At 62.8% G+C, this 15,551-nt stretch carries 18 protein-coding genes and 2 tRNA genes; 11 read left to right on the top strand and 9 right to left on the bottom strand.

The window, feature by feature from the left end; all coding sequences use genetic code 11:
• Nucleotides 1–87 precede the first annotated feature (87 nt).
• Nucleotides 88–546, top strand: a complete 459-nt coding sequence (locus BH93_RS02640) for a hypothetical protein (protein WP_052065222.1) — start codon at nucleotides 88–90, stop codon at nucleotides 544–546.
• A gap of 7 nt (nucleotides 547–553) precedes the next feature.
• On the opposite strand, the gene BH93_RS02635 is transcribed toward BH93_RS02640, so the two are convergent.
• Complete coding sequence (locus tag BH93_RS02635) at nucleotides 554–1,930, bottom strand: cytochrome P450 (RefSeq protein ID WP_037174696.1); 1,377 nt, start codon at nucleotides 1,928–1,930, stop codon at nucleotides 554–556.
• Between the two features lie 117 nt (nucleotides 1,931–2,047).
• Here BH93_RS02635 and BH93_RS02630 point away from each other — a divergent pair, with 117 nt between their 5' ends.
• Complete coding sequence (locus tag BH93_RS02630; RefSeq protein ID WP_032405153.1) at nucleotides 2,048–2,353, top strand: hypothetical protein; 306 nt, start codon at nucleotides 2,048–2,050, stop codon at nucleotides 2,351–2,353.
• Nucleotides 2,354–2,384: 31 nt separating this feature from the next.
• Here the strand turns inward: BH93_RS02630 and BH93_RS02625 are convergent, their stop codons facing one another.
• Nucleotides 2,385–3,182, bottom strand: coding sequence for an endonuclease/exonuclease/phosphatase family protein (locus BH93_RS02625; protein ID WP_037174697.1), 798 nt, complete (start codon nucleotides 3,180–3,182; stop codon nucleotides 2,385–2,387).
• Between the two features lie 148 nt (nucleotides 3,183–3,330).
• Here BH93_RS02625 and BH93_RS02620 point away from each other — a divergent pair, with 148 nt between their 5' ends.
• Complete coding sequence (locus BH93_RS02620; RefSeq protein WP_037174699.1) at nucleotides 3,331–3,750, top strand: nuclear transport factor 2 family protein; 420 nt, start codon at nucleotides 3,331–3,333, stop codon at nucleotides 3,748–3,750.
• 19 nt (nucleotides 3,751–3,769) lie between these two features.
• Here BH93_RS02620 and BH93_RS02615 read toward each other — a convergent pair whose 3' ends face one another.
• Nucleotides 3,770–4,432 carry an IclR family transcriptional regulator gene (locus BH93_RS02615; RefSeq protein WP_197914627.1) on the bottom strand — a complete coding sequence of 221 codons (663 nt, stop codon included), beginning with the start codon at nucleotides 4,430–4,432 and terminating at the stop codon, nucleotides 3,770–3,772.
• A 216-nt stretch (nucleotides 4,433–4,648) separates the two neighbouring features.
• On the opposite strand from BH93_RS02615, the gene BH93_RS02610 reads away from it, so the two are divergent.
• The 6 genes from BH93_RS02610 to BH93_RS02585 all read left to right on the top strand — a co-directional run bounded on the left by BH93_RS02610 (nucleotide 4,649) and on the right by BH93_RS02585 (nucleotide 9,949).
• Nucleotides 4,649–5,473 carry an SDR family NAD(P)-dependent oxidoreductase gene (locus tag BH93_RS02610; RefSeq protein WP_037175080.1) on the top strand — a complete coding sequence of 275 codons (825 nt, stop codon included), beginning with the start codon at nucleotides 4,649–4,651 and terminating at the stop codon, nucleotides 5,471–5,473.
• Nucleotides 5,466–6,905, top strand: a complete 1,440-nt coding sequence (locus tag BH93_RS02605; protein WP_037174701.1) for an FAD-dependent oxidoreductase — start codon at nucleotides 5,466–5,468, stop codon at nucleotides 6,903–6,905. Before BH93_RS02610 ends, BH93_RS02605 begins: the two co-directional genes overlap by 8 nt.
• Before the next feature lie 24 nt (nucleotides 6,906–6,929).
• Nucleotides 6,930–8,261 (top strand): MFS transporter, encoded by a 1,332-nt coding sequence (locus BH93_RS02600; protein ID WP_037174703.1) that lies wholly within the window; start codon nucleotides 6,930–6,932, stop codon nucleotides 8,259–8,261.
• A gap of 11 nt (nucleotides 8,262–8,272) precedes the next feature.
• Complete coding sequence (locus BH93_RS02595) at nucleotides 8,273–9,052, top strand: SDR family NAD(P)-dependent oxidoreductase (RefSeq protein WP_037174705.1); 780 nt, start codon at nucleotides 8,273–8,275, stop codon at nucleotides 9,050–9,052.
• Nucleotides 9,052–9,558 (top strand): nuclear transport factor 2 family protein, encoded by a 507-nt coding sequence (locus BH93_RS02590; RefSeq protein WP_037174706.1) that lies wholly within the window; start codon nucleotides 9,052–9,054, stop codon nucleotides 9,556–9,558. The genes BH93_RS02595 and BH93_RS02590 overlap by 1 nt, the downstream gene beginning before the upstream one ends.
• A gap of 112 nt (nucleotides 9,559–9,670) precedes the next feature.
• Entirely contained in the window at nucleotides 9,671–9,949 is a 279-nt protein-coding gene (locus BH93_RS02585; RefSeq protein WP_242459104.1) for a hypothetical protein, read from the top strand.
• Between the two features lie 30 nt (nucleotides 9,950–9,979).
• Here BH93_RS02585 and BH93_RS02580 read toward each other — a convergent pair whose 3' ends face one another.
• The gene (locus tag BH93_RS02580; RefSeq protein WP_155291004.1) at nucleotides 9,980–10,579 is read right to left on the bottom strand and encodes a hypothetical protein; all 600 of its coding nucleotides are present in this window, start codon (nucleotides 10,577–10,579) and stop codon (nucleotides 9,980–9,982) included.
• Between the two features lie 177 nt (nucleotides 10,580–10,756).
• Between BH93_RS02580 and BH93_RS02575 the strand changes: the two genes are divergently transcribed.
• Nucleotides 10,757–11,134 carry a hypothetical protein gene (locus tag BH93_RS02575; RefSeq protein ID WP_242459103.1) on the top strand — a complete coding sequence of 126 codons (378 nt, stop codon included), beginning with the start codon at nucleotides 10,757–10,759 and terminating at the stop codon, nucleotides 11,132–11,134.
• 60 nt (nucleotides 11,135–11,194) lie between these two features.
• On the opposite strand, the gene BH93_RS02570 is transcribed toward BH93_RS02575, so the two are convergent.
• The 4 genes from BH93_RS02570 to BH93_RS02555 form a co-directional block, all read right to left on the bottom strand.
• Nucleotides 11,195–11,857, bottom strand: coding sequence for a hypothetical protein (locus BH93_RS02570; RefSeq protein WP_155291005.1), 663 nt, complete (start codon nucleotides 11,855–11,857; stop codon nucleotides 11,195–11,197).
• Between the two features lie 136 nt (nucleotides 11,858–11,993).
• A tRNA-Arg gene (locus tag BH93_RS02565) sits at nucleotides 11,994–12,066 on the bottom strand.
• A 50-nt stretch (nucleotides 12,067–12,116) separates the two neighbouring features.
• Nucleotides 12,117–12,206: transfer RNA gene (locus BH93_RS02560), tRNA-Ser, on the bottom strand.
• 123 nt (nucleotides 12,207–12,329) lie between these two features.
• Entirely contained in the window at nucleotides 12,330–13,094 is a 765-nt protein-coding gene (locus BH93_RS02555; RefSeq protein WP_037174710.1) for a dienelactone hydrolase family protein, read from the bottom strand.
• 93 nt (nucleotides 13,095–13,187) lie between these two features.
• On the opposite strand from BH93_RS02555, the gene hisC reads away from it, so the two are divergent.
• The gene (hisC, locus tag BH93_RS02550; protein ID WP_037175082.1) at nucleotides 13,188–14,243 is read left to right on the top strand and encodes a histidinol-phosphate transaminase; all 1,056 of its coding nucleotides are present in this window, start codon (nucleotides 13,188–13,190) and stop codon (nucleotides 14,241–14,243) included.
• Here the strand turns inward: hisC and BH93_RS02545 are convergent.
• On the bottom strand, nucleotides 14,232–15,278 hold the full coding sequence (locus tag BH93_RS02545; protein ID WP_037175084.1) for an alpha/beta hydrolase: 1,047 nt from the start codon (nucleotides 15,276–15,278) through the stop codon (nucleotides 14,232–14,234). The two genes, hisC and BH93_RS02545, sit on opposite strands and share 12 nt — an antisense overlap.
• Nucleotides 15,279–15,551 lie beyond the last annotated feature (273 nt).

Here is a 15,551-nt window from a genome sequence, read left to right as displayed (position 1 = left end):
CGCTGCGGTTCTGATATATCAACTGTCGGCCAGAGTACGGCGGGTCGCCTCGGCCGGTCAAGAGCGGCTGTGTGGGAGGGTCGAGCCATGGAGCCCTTGCAGCCGATGCGGCCGGTCGACGTGCAAAGCGACGAGCGAGAGTCTGCACCGCAATGGAAGGTGTGGGGTGCGCGCATCGTCCTTGCAGCACTCGTTCTGACGGCGGTTCTGGTCGAGGACGGACAGTCATGGATGGTCGTCGCAGGGGTCTGCGTGTCCGTCATCGGCGCTGCGCTGACTGTTGCGTCGACACGGCGAAGGATGCGAGAGAACGCGGGCCGGCGAATTCCCTGGGACGGTCGGCCGCCGATCGAACCCCGGCAAGTAGACCTGCTGGAGACCGTCGGATTTCCGATGGTCGTTTTCGGCGTCGCGGTGGCCGCGAAGAGCGCATCAGTGTCGTGGTTCATCGCATTGCCGATCGTCTGCATCGGCGCTGTCGCGGTGCCCCTCGCGGGGCACACATGGCACAACTACCGCGTCCGGAGGGATCAGCCCAAGGTCTGATGCCTGGTCAGATGCGAAGTTCGACGTACAGGCCGTGTTCGGATGCCGTATGGATCGGATATCGATTGTCGTACTGCGTCGGGTCGACCTGAGCGTCCGGGTACGCACGCAAGAATGCGGTGACGAAAACGGCGATCATCGACAACGCGAACGACTTCCCCGGGCACGACCTCGGACCCTTGCCGAACGGCATCACCTTTGCCGAATCGACAACTGCACCATGCGCGTTCAGTAGCCGTGCCGGATCGAACGTGGGCCCACTCAGGGCATGAACTGCATGAATGTTCGGCATTATCAGCGTGTTTCGATGAAGCCGCACCACGCGGTCACCGACCTTCAGATCGAAATCCTCCGTGACTCGGCCGTTGAAGACCGATCCTGGTGTGTCGACCCGCAGTGCCTCCATCACGCACGCCCGCACCACCGCCGATGCGCCAGCAGATTCTGGGGCAACCGCGCCGACTTGGGTCTTCCAGATCGAATTCACTGGGGCCAGTACGTGTTTCAAGGTCGCGAGCACCGCGGTACGGGTGGTATCCACGGCGGCCACGAACGACGTCGCGGTGTCGTCACGGATGACGCCGGTGGAGAACCCGGAGTCACTGTGCAGCCGCGCGAGGTGACCCGCGACGGTCGAATCCGGTAGGTGAGCCGACATCTGCAGCATGTGCTGCTGCAGCGCGCGTGTGTTCGCACGCATCAGGCGTTGCTCGCGCGTCAACGGCAGGTGCTGCAGCCTCGGCTCGACCCTCATCGCGTAGGTGTTCGCGAACTTCCGCAACCGCAGAAAGTTCTCGTACAGCGCCTCCGCGAACGGGAGGCTGCACTCGCGTCCCTCCCGGTCGACGTACCGGACCGGCGCGAACGCTGCCTCACCCCACACAGCCTCGGCCACTGCCTCCCGGACACACACCGTGACGACCGGACGCAGATCGAGACCGATTTCACCGGAGTTGACCGGTAGATGGCGGTCCAACGCACGCACGGTGACCTCGAGCGCGTCGCTCGAACCGGTTGCCACCACGAGGTTTCTCTTGCGTTCCTTGAAATCGGCTCGCGTCGACGACGCGAAAGTGACGGCCTCGGGGCTCAGCTGTCCGAACGAATGACGCGCCGCAGTATCTCGGTCGATGTGAACGCCCGCGACCTTGGGATTGACTATCGCGTCGATCGCCCGCCGGGACAGCGCATACAACTGCACGCGACTGCCCCGCCACGTGCCGATGAAATCCGAGGTGCCGTCGCCGATGAAAAGATGGTCACGGGTCAACTTGTGTTCGATGGCCCCTGAGACCCCGAATTCGGCAGACAGGGGCAGCGCCCCACCCTCGAAGTGAATCCCCTGCCGAATGTAACTGGAGCGCTGCGCGAACACCGAGCTCACGTCATCACGGCTCCTCGACAATCACTCCTGCCGCCACTCGGCTGCTTCGGCCAGCTTAATCGCGGGTCGAGCGGCGCAAGGAGGATCGGAGAGAGTATTTCGGCGATACTGGAAACCATGATTCGCAACGTGGTTGTCGGACGCCTCCGTGCCTCGACCGATTCCGAGCAGGCCGACGCAGATGCGGCACAACTTCGGGACGGTCTCGCCGGAATCGCGGCGTTGAACCTGCCCGGCCTGCTCATGCACCACAGCGGCATCGATCTCGCACTGCGCGAGGGCGGTTGGAGCTTCGCTATCACCAACGACTGGCTCGACGCCGACAGCTACCGCGTCTACGACCTCGACGCCGAACACAATGTTCACCGTGCCCGAATCGCCGAGGTCTGTGACCACATTGCTCGAGTGCAGTTCGAAATGTGAGCGAGCCGAGCCTCCGGATCTACATCTCCCGCTATGCGAGATCCAAGGCAAGTGCTCGGTGGTCGGACACCTCTGGTTTCGCGACGATCTCGAAGCTTCGAACTGCAGTCGGATCGGACACCAACAGATAGCTGGCGCTTCGAATTCGTTTCGTATAACTGGACGCTCGCGTGTCGGCTTCTCCCACCAGGTCGGTCATTCGGTGCTCGGCCAGCAGTGTGAATGTCGTGCTCGACGGCAGCAGATTCAGGTCGCCGCAGAGCACGATGACGTCGCTCGACGGCCGGACATGTTCGACGACCTCCACCATCTTCTGGGCCTGCTCCAGCCGAATGGGACTGTCGTCCTTGCCTGCTGGATCACGCAGACCGTGTAGTTGGATGACGGAGACGAACCTGTCGGCGACGCGATCGCGAACGGTCACCGTCAACGCGGCTCGTGGCCGGTCGTCCACGTTCCACTCCGTGTGATCGACGAACCGTGAGTGCACGAACCGCGCGTCGAGTCCGACGACGGGACAGTCCTCACGTACCCAGGTCGCAATCCCGAAGTCCTGTCTCAGTTCCACGCCGTCGGCGTCGGTGACAGGTCCGGCGTCGTTGGCGACGAAATACGGGGTGTATCCGGGCAATGCGGCGGACACGTCGCCGAACAGATCGAGCCGCTGCGGCAGAGTGCGCTCACCGTCGGCGAACGTTGCCCAGCCCGATCGATTCGGCGTTCGCGTGACTTCCTGAAGGCAAATGATCTCGGCATCAACGGATTTCAGCCATCCCACGAGTTCGTCGTACATGGCGCCGCCCCATGCATTGATCGAGATGATCTTCACAGCACGATGATGTCAGACGTGGCGTGACTCGCGCGCTTCATTTTCGGCTGCGCCGAGTGGACCCCTGGCTCGACTGCCGGACGGACCGGACGTAACGTCATCGGCAATACGCACTGTCCGTGCGAATAGCGCACCGAAGGAGACGCCGATGCCCGATCCAGATGCGGGAACCATTGCCGAGGTCCAGCTTTTGTACGGCAGGCAAAGCCACGCAATCGATTCCGGACGCGCAACGGAATGGGCAGAGACATTCACCGCAGACGGCGTCTTCGATTCACCCAGTTACCCAGAACCCGAGGTCGGTAGCGACCAGCTGACCGCCTTTGCCCAACGCTTCTTCGACAGCGCGGCCGACGCGAACGAGAGGCGTCGGCACGTGATCACGAACATTGCCGTCGATCTAGTGAGCGTCGACGAACTGACAATCGACTGCTACCTCCAGATCATGGCAACACCGCGTGGCGGCGAGACCCGGCTCGTCCGATTCACGTCGGTCCGGGATCGTGTTGTACGAGTGAATGATCGGTGGCGCATCCAGCACAGGACCGTGTCACGCGACGACGCCTGACACGACCCTCAACCACCGGCTAACGAAGCAAACGCCCCAACCGTGCCGCCGCAGCGACGACGGCCGCACCGAGTTCCTCTTCGTCGTCGATCTCGAACACCGACGCACCCAAACTCGCCATGGCGTCTCCGCGGCGACCCGGCACCACGGCGGACACTCCGCCGACCGATGGAATCACTTCACCGTGGGTGACCGCATATCCGACGCTTCGCGCCCTCGTCACTTCTGCACGTTCCCCATCCACCGGGGGCAAGGACGCGAGCATTGCCAGGCCGGCAGATCCTCGGTCGATCGGATCGACCTGCCCCCCACGGAACGCAACGTGCACCTTCGCGCCTCGTGGCTCGACAACCATCAAAGCCCTTACTTCCGTCTGATTTTCGCGAACGACGAGATGGACGGTCGCTCCCAGCTGATCCGCCAGTTCTTCGAGAACGGGGCGCGCCACGGTTCGCAGATCTTGCTCGACGGGTTCGGCGAGCGCCACCAGCCCGGCCCCGAGCGAAATGCGCTTGAAGTCGTCTCGCCGGCACAGATGATGAGCCTCGAGCGTGCGAACCAGCCGGTGCGCGACGGTGCGGTGCACACCGATTCCGTCGGCGATCTCGGTGATCGACAAGCCATTCGGATGTTCGGCCAGTAGCTCGAGCACGGCGAGGCCGTGGTGCAGCGTTTTGGACATCCCAGAATCGATGGCCACGGAGTGACTGCCGTCCATACGGCGTGGATCGGTGTCGGTCATGAAGCGCCCCCTATTGACGAGTGTGAGGTGGACCACCTACAGTTCGACGTGAATCGCACACTGCGTGCGATTATCGCACACAAGCTGAATCGTCGCAAGCAGTCCCTCGGACCGCTTCGCAGGCCCGATCACGATCTTTCGCACGAGGAGAACACCATGAACAACCCCAATCCAGGACGCGTCGTCGCTCGCACGATGACTGCGGTCTACCCCGAACTATCAGGCAAGGTTGCTGTTGTCACCGGGGCCGCTCAGGGAATGGGATCGGTGTTCGCCAAGGGACTTGCGGCGCGCGGCGTACACGTAGTCGGTGCCGACATCAACGACGCTCGAATGAAGGAAACAGCGGAGCAACTCAACACGGAGCTGGCCACCGACTCGCTGGTCGAGCAACCCGGAACGATCATCGGCGCTCGAGCCGACGTCACCGTCGCCGATGATCACGAGGCTCTCGCCCGAACCGCTCTGGCCGAATTCGGGCGGATCGACTTCTGGATCAACAACGCGGGGATCTTCCCGTTCGCGTACGCCGCGGACATCACCCCCGAGCAGATAGGTGCCACGCTCAGCGTGAACGTCGAAGGCGTTCTGTTCGGTTCGCAAGCAGCAGGTCGCCATATGCGTGAAGGCGGCGCGATCGTCAATATGTCCTCGGTATCCGCGCTTCGCGTCCGTAAGGGCCGCGGTGCCTACTGCACGTCCAAAGCGGCCGTCGCCCACCTGACGGAATCCCTTGCCGTCGAGTTCGGAGACGTGGGCATTCGCGTCAACTCCATTGCACCTGGCTACATCGACACCGAGATGACTCGGTGGGTACAGGAAGATCCCGAAGCGCTGGCCAAAGCACTCGATTCCGTTCCCCTGCATCGACTCGGCGCACCGGAAGAAGTCTTCGGGCCGCTCCTGTTCCTACTGTCGGACAGCGCTCGCTACGTCACCGGCCACAGCATTGCGGTGGACGGCGGGTCGCGACATGTCTGACACAGACTACGACGTCATCGTCATCGGCGGTGGCGGCGCGGGGCTTGCCGCCGCAGTCACTGCAGCCGAAAACGGTGCGTCCGTCATTCTTTTCGAGGCGCGCAAGGAACTGGGCGGATCGACGGCACTGTCGGCCGGATTGTTCACCGCTGCAGCGACAAGCGTGCAACGCGCCCTCGGAATCGACGACAGCGCAGAGAAGTACTTCCAGCACTACATGGACCTCAATCAATGGATGCTCAAGCCCGGCCTGATCAGAACCTTCTGCGAGCAGGCAGGACCGACTCTGGAGTGGCTGATCGAACTCGGATTGGACATCCCCGCAAAGACTTCCGGCAACGCACATCAACCGGGCCTGAGCCAGGCGGGTGTCGAGGACGTCTGGAGGGGTCACGTTCCGAAGGATCAGGGGTACGGCCTCGTCCAGGTTTTGGACGCCGCACGCCGCTGGCACGGAATCGAGGTCGTTCTCGACACTCGTGTGCAAGCGCTACTCACCGAGAACGATCGGGTCGTGGGAGTCGTTGCCGATGATGTCGAACTCCGTTCTGCGGCAGTCGTCGTTGCCTCGGGCGGTTTCGCCCGGGATCCCGAGCTGGTCGATATTCATTTTCCAGCTGCCAACCGGGCCGGCTCCGCTCTCTTCGTTGTTGCCGCCGAGGGCAGCCGCGGTGACCACCTTCGCTACGCGCCGTCGGTGGACGCGTCCATAGCAGGTCACGGGTGGGGACTCATGCTGCCCACCGTCTACTTTCAGCGATACCACCACTGGCAGTCGGGATTTCCCCCGAAATCACGTATTCACGTGAACGCCGCGGGACGTCGATTCATGGACGAGGACGCCTCGTACGCGGTCTCGACCGGAATCATCGACGGTCAGGGTGGCTCCGCGTGGATGATCTTCGACGACAACGCTCGACAGAATCTGCCTGCGGGGTATGCCGATTGGGCACCCGATCGTATCGAGGACGAGGCAGACGCCGGCCGGACACTTCGCGCATCCTCCCTCGCGGAGCTGGCCGAACTCATGGCAGTGCCCGCCGCGGCCCTCGATTCCACGGTCGAGCGATGGAACGCGCATCTGCCCCACGGCGAGGACCCTGACTTTCTGCGCCATCGGACACTCGCCAACAAGGGCAGTACGTCGAATCCCAAACCCATCGAGACCGCCCCCTTCTATGCCGCACGAATCCTCCCCGCCGAATTGGTATGCACGCATGCAGGTTTGGAGATCGACTCCGATTCCGCCGTGCTGACAACACGCGGCACCCGCGTACCCGGACTGTTCGCTGCCGGCGAGGCAGGAGCGGGAGTTCTCGGGCAGCGGTACGTCGGTGGCGGTAACGCTGTCGCCAATGCACTCACCATGGGCCGGATTGCCGGTCGAAACGCCGCCCTTCACACCGTCGATGCACAGCCACTGACGGCCTGACCACCACCGACCTCGAGGACACCGATGACTACGAACGATCGCGCCGTGCAGCCCGAGTCGGATGCACGAGCCCCCAGTACGAACCCGAAACAATCTCCCCTGACAGTGATCCGGGCCGCTGTCGTCGGAACCATCGTCGAGTACTACGACTTCGGCATCTACGGCTACATGGCCACCACCATCGCCGCGCTGTTCTTCGTGTCCGACGATCCGACGGCCGCCCTTCTCGGTACGTTCGCGGCGTTCGCCGTTGCCTTCTTCCTGCGCGTTCCGGGCGGAATCTTCTTCGGACACATAGGCGACAAGTACGGCCGCAAGAATGCGCTGTCCTGGACCATCCTGCTGATGGTGATCGCAACCGCCGGAATCGGTCTACTCCCGACCTACGTCACCCTGGGAGTGTGGGCCACCTCGGTTCTCGTCCTGTGCAGATGCCTACAGGGATTCGCTGCCGGTGGTGAGCTCGGAGGGGCGAACGCGTTCGTCTCCGAGTCCGCGCCGACGCGGTGGCGTGCGACCCAGACGTCGATGGTCAACACCGGAACCTACATCGGATCGTTGCTCGCCTCGCTGTGCGCACTGGCACTGAACTCCGTGTTCACCGACGAACAGATCCTCTCCTGGGCATGGCGAATCCCGTTCCTGCTCAGCCTCGTGATCGGCGGCGTCGGCATCTGGATCAGGAACCGTCTCGACGACACCCCGGAGTTCAAGGAGCTCGAGGACAAGGGAGAGACCAAGAAGCTCCCCATCTCGGAGCTACTGAGCACCTCGGGCGGCAGCGTCGTGAAGATCATCCTGCTCGGTGCGCTCATCACCGGCGGCTACTACATCGCATCGGTCTACGCCGCTACGTACCTCAGGACCGAGGGTGGCCAGACCTCGCAAGCAGCATTTCTCTCGACCTCGCTCGCGTTGGTTCTGGGAGTGATCACCCTGCCTGTTTCGGGCTACATGGCCGACAGATACGGGCGGAAGCCCGTCCTGTTCGCGGGTAGCTTCGCGGCCATCGTTCTCGGTGTCCCGATGTTCATGATGATGGCCGGCGGCACGCTGTGGCAGGCCGTCGTCGGGCAGTCGGTGTTGTTCATCGCGGTGTCCGTCGTCAACGGTGCCTCGTACGTGACCTACGTGGAAATGCTCAAGACCTCCGTGCGGTACACGGGCCTGGCCCTGGGCAACAACACCACCAACATGTTGCTCGGTGGCACAGCACCTTTCATCGCCACGTACCTGATCTCACTCACCGGAAATCCGCTCGCACCCGCCGGCTACTTCGTCTTCTGCGCCGTCATCACCTTCGCCACGGTCTTCTTCGTGACCGAGACGAAGGGGACCGAACTGAAAACAGAGTGAGAGGCCCTCGCATGAACTTCGAGAACAAGACGATAGTGGTGACCGGCGCAGGCAGCGGCATGGGCCGAGTCGAATCGGAAATGCTGGCGGCCCGGGGAGCCAAGGTGTGGGTCACCGACATCTCGAAGGCCACAGGCGAAGCGGTGGTGAAGAACATTCTCGATTCCGGCGGTCGGGCAGAGTTCTACCAGCTAGATGTCACCGCACCCGACTCGTGGACGGCACTGGCGAAATCCATCGAGTCATCGGATGGTGACCTCGACGGACTGGTCAACAACGCCGGTGTCAGTCACCGAGCGGGCATCGAGGACACGACCGTCGACGACTGGCACCGCGTCATGAACATCAATCTGAGCTCGGTGTTCTATGGAATGAAAGCTTGTGCGCCACTTCTCAAACGGGGTGGTGGTTCGATCGTCAACGTGTCGTCCATCGCCGGAATGCTCGGCTACTTCGCGGCAGGTTACGGCGCCAGCAAATGGGGCGTGCGTGGCCTGTCGAAGGTAGGAGCACTCGAATTCGCCGAGTTCGGAGTTCGAGTCAATTCGATCCATCCGGGCCTGGTCGACACACCGTTGCTGCATTCCGGCTCAACGGCTTTCGTGGAGACAAGCCTGCAATCGGTACCCGCGGGGCGCGTCGCCGACGCCGAAGAAATCGCAGAATCGGTCGCGTTCCTGCTGTCGGATTCATCGCGGTACATCACCGGCACAGAAGTCGTCGTCGACGGTGGCCTGACCTCCGGCGGGATCTACCACCGCATCACCAACGAGTTGAAAGCTGGTGGCTGATGTCGAGTGAAGACCGAGTGGCGATCACCGAGGTGCTGTATCGATACGCCCGGGCTGTGGACCGCAAGGACTTCGAGAGCCTGAGAAGGTGCTATTTCCCTGACGCCGTCGACCACCACGGGGGCTATCTCGGCACGATCGACGGTCTGATCGAGGACATCGAGCTTCGTCATCGAACCATCGACAGCTCGATGCACTTCATAACCAACGTCATCATCGATCTGGAGCCTTCCGAACAGGAGGCCGAGGTCGAGTCCTACTGCCTGTGCTACTTGCGGCAAGAACCCGAGATCGGATCGTCGACGCACGTCTTGACGACCGTGAAATGCCGATACGTCGACCGCTTCGAAAGACGGGACAACGAGTGGCGGATAGCCGATCGAGTAGTCGTGTTCGACGAGTCCCTCTGCACCACTGTCGAAAACGTGCTCGACCCGTCTTGGATCACCTCCCGCCGTTCCCAAGCCGACCCGGTATTCACACGTGGGGCCCGAAACAGCGGGTGACAAGTTGCGAACGCCAAGATCCGTTGGGTATCTACTATGGAGGCGACGTCATCGTCCAGCTGCGCTGACAGGTTCTATTGGCACGTTCGCGCTGCACTCGATTGGAGACTCGGTGAAACGTAAGTCCCCTTCTCAGTCGATGTTCCGCGACGGTGCCGGAAGCCTGGCGTTGGTGGCGGGCATCGTGGCGGTCATCTGCGCATTCGTGCCGTTCGTCGGAGACTTCGTGACCATCCCGACCGGAATCGTCGCGGTGATCAGTGGCTGGATCGGTCTCGGCCGCGCGGTCGAGGGCGATGCGTCCAACGGTCGGGAGGCAGTGATCGGTGCGGCGCTCGGGGGTGTCGGATTGTTCATCGTGTTTCTGACCTTCGCGGCATCGTCCATGTGATCTCAGGACCATTCGCGGCCGACGGCGAATTCAGTTTTTGCGGAGTCCCGGGGTCATCGCGATGTCGGTTACTTGTTGGACCGTCAGCACGCGATCGGCGGATACATCGACATGGCTGCCGTCGGTCGCGTATACCTCTACGCGACTTCCTTTTTCGGATGACCTGACATCGACGACGGTGCCGTCATTCAGTGTGCGGCGCTCATCGACGTACCCCGCAATACACGCCCCGACGGGTTGATCGGATGTCGACAGCGTCACGTTCACGTCGCCCACGGCCCCGCCCAGCGCGATTCGCCCGTACGCAGTGGCGCCGGTGTCGAAGGTGTCGAAGGTCAGCGGTGGGAACATCGCATCGGGCTCCACCGTGGTCCCAGCGGGCAGTGCCTGAATCAAGGCGGCGGATTTGGCCGATGCGTCGAACCCCGCGGGGACAGAATCGGGTCCCGCGATTGCGTAATTGATTCTCTGCATGTCCTCGGGCAAGAGCACCTCCTCACAGCCGGGTATCGACACGGCGGCGGGTTGGGGATCGTGGAGTAGACCGGCGACTACGACGCCGGCTGCCACGGTGCCGACGACCACCGCCACTGTGGACCACACCGACTTCGGGTCACCTGGATTTGCCACCCTGCCAGTGTCCACTGCCGACGACGACCCGGCGAACCCTGACCGACGTCTCGCAGCGTCGCCCACGACGGAAGGGGGATGTAACGGGCGATGACCGTGCGTCGACCTAGGGGCATGAAGATTCCGCGGTTTGTCCGTTATTCGCCTGTCGCATTCGTTCTCTGTACAGCAGCCGCAGTGCTCAGCGCTCCCAGCGCGTCGGCCGAAGTCGTGAGTCTCGACATACTTCCCGGTCTGAGTTTCGGGCAGACCACGCCGTACGGGGTCGGATGCACGTACGTCGCCGTCGCTCGCACCGAACAGCTGGTCGAACCGCGCGTCGACATAGCTCCACTGGATGCCGAGTCCGCGATGCCCATCGAGGACTTCGTATGGCAGTTCGATGGATACTTCAGCACCCCAGTCGTACTCGGGCACAAAGTGACTCTGTGGACACCTACCACCCCCGGTCAGCATTCATTGATGGCGTACCAAACGTCGGCCGGTGGCCCTGTTGCAACGGTGAACGTCAATCCAGCCACCCCGGCTGGGCCGCTGTGCTTCGTCGCGCCCTAGGTGTCGGCACCACCGCGTGTCAGCATCGAGTTCGATGACATGCGGGGGGGCGAGGCAGGCTTATCGCCTGGACCGTTCGGCAAACCATGACGCCACCGCTCCGACCACGAACACGGATGCCGTCAGCATGATGTTCAGACACAGGCTGAAGCGGGAGTCGAATGCCCATTCTCGCGGAACCAGGTTCTCGACGTCGTAGAGGTTCGACACCAGACTCGCAGCTACCGCGACAGCTCCTACTGCCGTCAGTAGGAGTGATCTCAGACCGACACCCCACACCAGAACGGCCGCCGATAACGTCAGCAGGGGCACGAGCCCTCTGATGGTCAGATTGCCGAAGTAGAACAACAGTCCGCCCTGCAGCAGAACGATTGTCAGGACTGATGATCCGAGACTTGCAACGAGCCACAGCCGAACCTTCGATGTGATGCCTGATCTACGTTCGCTCCACCCGCAATAAACCGCGACAGCCCCGATGCACACCGGCACGGCAATCAGCCAGTACAGACTTGTTTCCGGTGCTGTGAGGAACGCAGATCCGCCCACCCACATCGGATCCGACACCGACTCACCGGCCTCGAACGGCTGCCGAACGTAGAACGGCACAGCACCGACGAAGAGCAGTGAGAGGAACAAGAGAGGGACGGCCAATCGCGGGACCACGGCTCTCGGCGAAGCGTCGGACTCACTCACGGCTGCCGGTCCACCCGATCGATCGCTCACGTTGCCTCCTCCAGGGATGACAACAAACCCTACGCCCGGTTTGTTTGAATTGTCCAGATCCCGGCCGGACCGGGGCCAATCCACGCAAACAAAAATGCCCCGAACCGCATCGCTGCAGTTCGGGGCATTTTTCCTGTGCGCCCGAAGGGATTCGAACCCCTAACCTCTTGATCCGTAGTCAAGTGCTCTATCCGTTGAGCTACGGGCGCATGTTCAGTTATCCAACTGGTCTAGCTGAACGATAAAAATCTACCGTTCGTGGCGGAGGCGAGAGGATTTGAACCTCCGGTCCCGGTGAAAGGACAAGTCATTAGCAGTGACTCCCATTCGGCCGCTCTGGCACGCCTCCTAGGCTGCCGGCCCTCTCGGACCGCCGAGGAAAGAGATTACACACGGCAAAGGCCAGAAGGCAAAACGGCTGGTCGACGCCTCAGGTTCGCACGGCGTTCGCGTAAAAGATGCTTGTTGCTCGTCAACGCATGAAGCTGTCGAACCAATCGAAGATTCGAGTCTGCGCGTCCACGAGTGCGGCCTCGGCCGGGTCGGTGTGGTCGCTGCTGCCCGGTTGTTCCCTGGGATGATCGGCCCGATGCTGCACACCGGAATAGCTGACGATGTTCGTGGCCACTGAGGCGTGCGTGGCAGCCTCGCGGAGGGCTTCGATGTGATCGGGTGGGGTGTGCGGGTCGTCCTCGCCGTAGAGACCGAGCCAGGGGGCTTGCAGCTTGGGTGCAGCCTCGACCAATGCGACCGCGTCGGAGTTGAGCGGTTCGACGATGCCCGCCGCGGCAACACTGACCGCCGCTCCGACCGGACGGCTGGTGGCCACGATCAGCGCTGCTGTGCCAGCGTCGTCGAATCCGATGACCCCGACACAATCTGGATAGACCCCGCGCTGAACCAGCCAGTCGGAGGTGGCGTCGAAGTCTGCGAAGAGGTCGTCACCGAAGACTTCCTTGTCGTCGCTGTGACCCCGGTGAAAGAGATTCGGGGCGACGGCGAGCCAGCCTTCCATCGCCAGCGCACGCAGCAGGTCGAGCAGAGACTGGGGAATTTCACGAGCCTCGTGCAACACGACGATTCCGCCGCGCGGTGTGCCCTCCGGTTCGACGGCCGTCAGAGGCACCTTCTCTCGTGGGGGAGATTCGTGCGCGGACGTATCCACCTCGTCGTCCGCGCCGACTGTGGGCGCGGTGGCGGACCGAAGGACTGCGACGTCGCTGAAGATTCCCGACATACTTATCGAAGATAGGACGATCGGTCCGGTCGTGCACAGCAATAACACGGACGCGTAGAAGTCAACCCCGAACCTGAGCGCATAATGGCAGCCGTGACCGCGCACATCCGCCCCGACCTCGACGCCATCCCCGCTTACATTCCCGGCCGTAGCTTTCCGGGGGCAATCAAGCTGGCGAGCAACGAAACAACGCAAGGCCCCCTGCCCAGCGTGCATGCCGCTATTGCCGAGGCCGTCGGTGGCGTCAACCGCTACCCCGATATCCGGGCGACGGCACTCGTCGAATCCTTGGCGAAGAAGCTCGGCGTTGCGACCGAAAATGTGGCCGCAGGTAACGGTTCGGTTGCACTGTGCCAAGAGGTCGTTCAGATCACGTGTGGCACCGGCGACGAGGTGCTGTTCGCATGGCGTTCGTTCGAGGCGTACCCGATCATCGCGCGCGTTGCCGGTGCGACGCCCGTGCAGGTTCCACTGACCGCAGACCACGTGCACGATCTCGACGCGATGCTCGCGGCCATCACCGACCGCACCCGCCTGATCTTCGTGTGCAACCCCAACAATCCGACGGGAACCGTCGTCCGGCGCGCCGAGCTCGAGGCCTTCCTCGACGCGGTGCCGTCGAACATCCTCGTCGTACTGGACGAGGCCTACTTCGAGTACACCCGTCCCGCCGCTGACGGTGATCACGTCGATGGCGTGGAACTCGCGCGTGGACGACGCAACGTGATCGTGCTTCGCACCTTCTCGAAGGCGTACGGTCTCGCCGGCCTGCGGGTGGGCTACGCGGTAGCCGACCCGGACGTGATCACAGCGCTGTCCAAGGTGCGTATCGCCTTCGCAGTCAGCACGATCGCGCAGCAGGCAGCGTTGTCGTCGCTCGAGGCCTCGGCGGAGTTACTGGCCCGCACCGACGCCCTCATCGTCGAACGCGACCGCGTACGCGACGCTCTGATCGGAGGAGGCTTCGACGTCAACGCCTCGCAGTCCAACTTCGTGTGGCTGCCGTTGGCCGAGAGGTCCGGTGCATTCGCGTCGGCTGCAGCCGAACAGGGCCTGCTGCTGCGCGCCTACGGAAACGACGGCGTGCGGGTCACCATCGGCGACCCGCACGAGAACGACGCGTTCTTGAAGTACGCCCTACAGGCCTAGCGCGCGTTCGAGCGTCGGCCAGGATTCACGCAGGTCGTCCTGCCAGTACGGCCAGCCGTGAATGCCGTAGGGGCGATAGACGGTTGTCGCAGGGATGTCCAACGCGCGCAGTCTCGTATCGAACACCGTCGTGCAGTACAGCGCGGCGGCCTCGAGCGGCCCGCCCATGAGCGCACTCTCCGGTCCGCTGCCGCCAGGGCCGAGTTCGTACGGGCCGGGCAAACCGGTACCGACAGAGATGTAGACGTCTTTGCCGCGGAGGGCCTCGGCGTTGGCGGATGGGTCGTGCTGCACCCAGAGAGGATCGGTGTTCTCGCCCCACATGTTGGACGCGTTTCCGCCGTTGGTCGCGACGGTAGCGCGCACCGCGTCCTTGAAGTTGGTCTGCGAATTGTCGTAGCAACCGCTCAGGCCAGCGACGCCGGTGTAGAGCTTGGGGTGACGCGTGATCAGATCCATCGCGGCCTGCGCGCCCATCGAGACACCCGCGATCGCGTTGGTGCCGTTACCGGAGAAGCGCGCATCGATCAGCGGCGGCAGCTCCGACGTCAGGAACGTCTCCCACTTGTTCACACCGAGTACCGGATCCGAAACATTCCAGTCGGTGTAGTAGCTGCTCGATCCGCCGACCGGGAGCACCACGTTGACCTGCTTGTCCGCGAAGAAATTGACTATGTCGGTCTTCTGCGTCCAGGTGCTTTCCTTGTAATCGGATTCCTTGCCTGCACTCACACCGTCGAGCATGTAGAGCGTGGGACGCGATACGGCCTGCGCGGCCGGAAGAAGAACCTGGACCTGAATGGCGCGGCCCATGGCGGGCGAGTCGACCCACACCGCAGCGCGGCGGTCGGTCAGCATGTCGACCCGATCGATCCGCGCCGACGCCGTCGGCAGGGACTGGGCCTCCATGCTGGGCACTGCACCGCCACCATCGGAACTGCCGGTACCGGGCAGCGGCTGCGCCCCGGCGAGACCCGACCCCAGCAGGGAAACTGCCAGAGCAGTTCCCGCTACTGCCAACACACGACGGTGCATCTGATCTGCCATCCTCCCCAGGCGCACCCTCGCGGGCGCAACACAAACAACATCCGTTACACAACGTACCCACCGCTACGCAGACACGCCGAAGCCTGTGGGTCCGCTCACAGTAGCCGCGAAACGACGCGTACAAAAGTCTGCGTAATCCTTTGTTACATCTACCGAAAATGTAACGGTCTACCTGGTCCGATGTACCGAATCTCGCCGTCGTTCGGGAGGCACTCGATGTGACATTCGGTGGACTTTTCGGGGGTCGATGTCACATCGAGT

This window comes from Rhodococcoides fascians A25f (assembly GCF_000760935.2).
Taxonomy (GTDB): domain Bacteria; phylum Actinomycetota; class Actinomycetes; order Mycobacteriales; family Mycobacteriaceae; genus Rhodococcoides.
This window is presented reverse-complemented; position numbering and strand designations above follow the sequence as displayed.

Coding starts and splice junctions, on each gene's coding strand:
- BH93_RS02620 (WP_037174699.1), top strand. CDS start 3,331: ATGCCCGATCCAGATGCGGGAACCATTGCCGAGGTCCAGCTTTTGTAC.
- BH93_RS02640 (WP_052065222.1), top strand. CDS start 88: ATGGAGCCCTTGCAGCCGATGCGGCCGGTCGACGTGCAAAGCGACGAG.
- BH93_RS02615 (WP_197914627.1), bottom strand. CDS start 4,432: ATGTCCAAAACGCTGCACCACGGCCTCGCCGTGCTCGAGCTACTGGCC.
- BH93_RS02590 (WP_037174706.1), top strand. CDS start 9,052: ATGTCGAGTGAAGACCGAGTGGCGATCACCGAGGTGCTGTATCGATAC.
- BH93_RS02630 (WP_032405153.1), top strand. CDS start 2,048: ATGATTCGCAACGTGGTTGTCGGACGCCTCCGTGCCTCGACCGATTCC.
- BH93_RS02545 (WP_037175084.1), bottom strand. CDS start 15,278: ATGCACCGTCGTGTGTTGGCAGTAGCGGGAACTGCTCTGGCAGTTTCC.
- BH93_RS02605 (WP_037174701.1), top strand. CDS start 5,466: ATGTCTGACACAGACTACGACGTCATCGTCATCGGCGGTGGCGGCGCG.
- BH93_RS02600 (WP_037174703.1), top strand. CDS start 6,930: ATGACTACGAACGATCGCGCCGTGCAGCCCGAGTCGGATGCACGAGCC.
- BH93_RS02610 (WP_037175080.1), top strand. CDS start 4,649: ATGAACAACCCCAATCCAGGACGCGTCGTCGCTCGCACGATGACTGCG.
- BH93_RS02555 (WP_037174710.1), bottom strand. CDS start 13,094: ATGTCGGGAATCTTCAGCGACGTCGCAGTCCTTCGGTCCGCCACCGCG.
- BH93_RS02595 (WP_037174705.1), top strand. CDS start 8,273: ATGAACTTCGAGAACAAGACGATAGTGGTGACCGGCGCAGGCAGCGGC.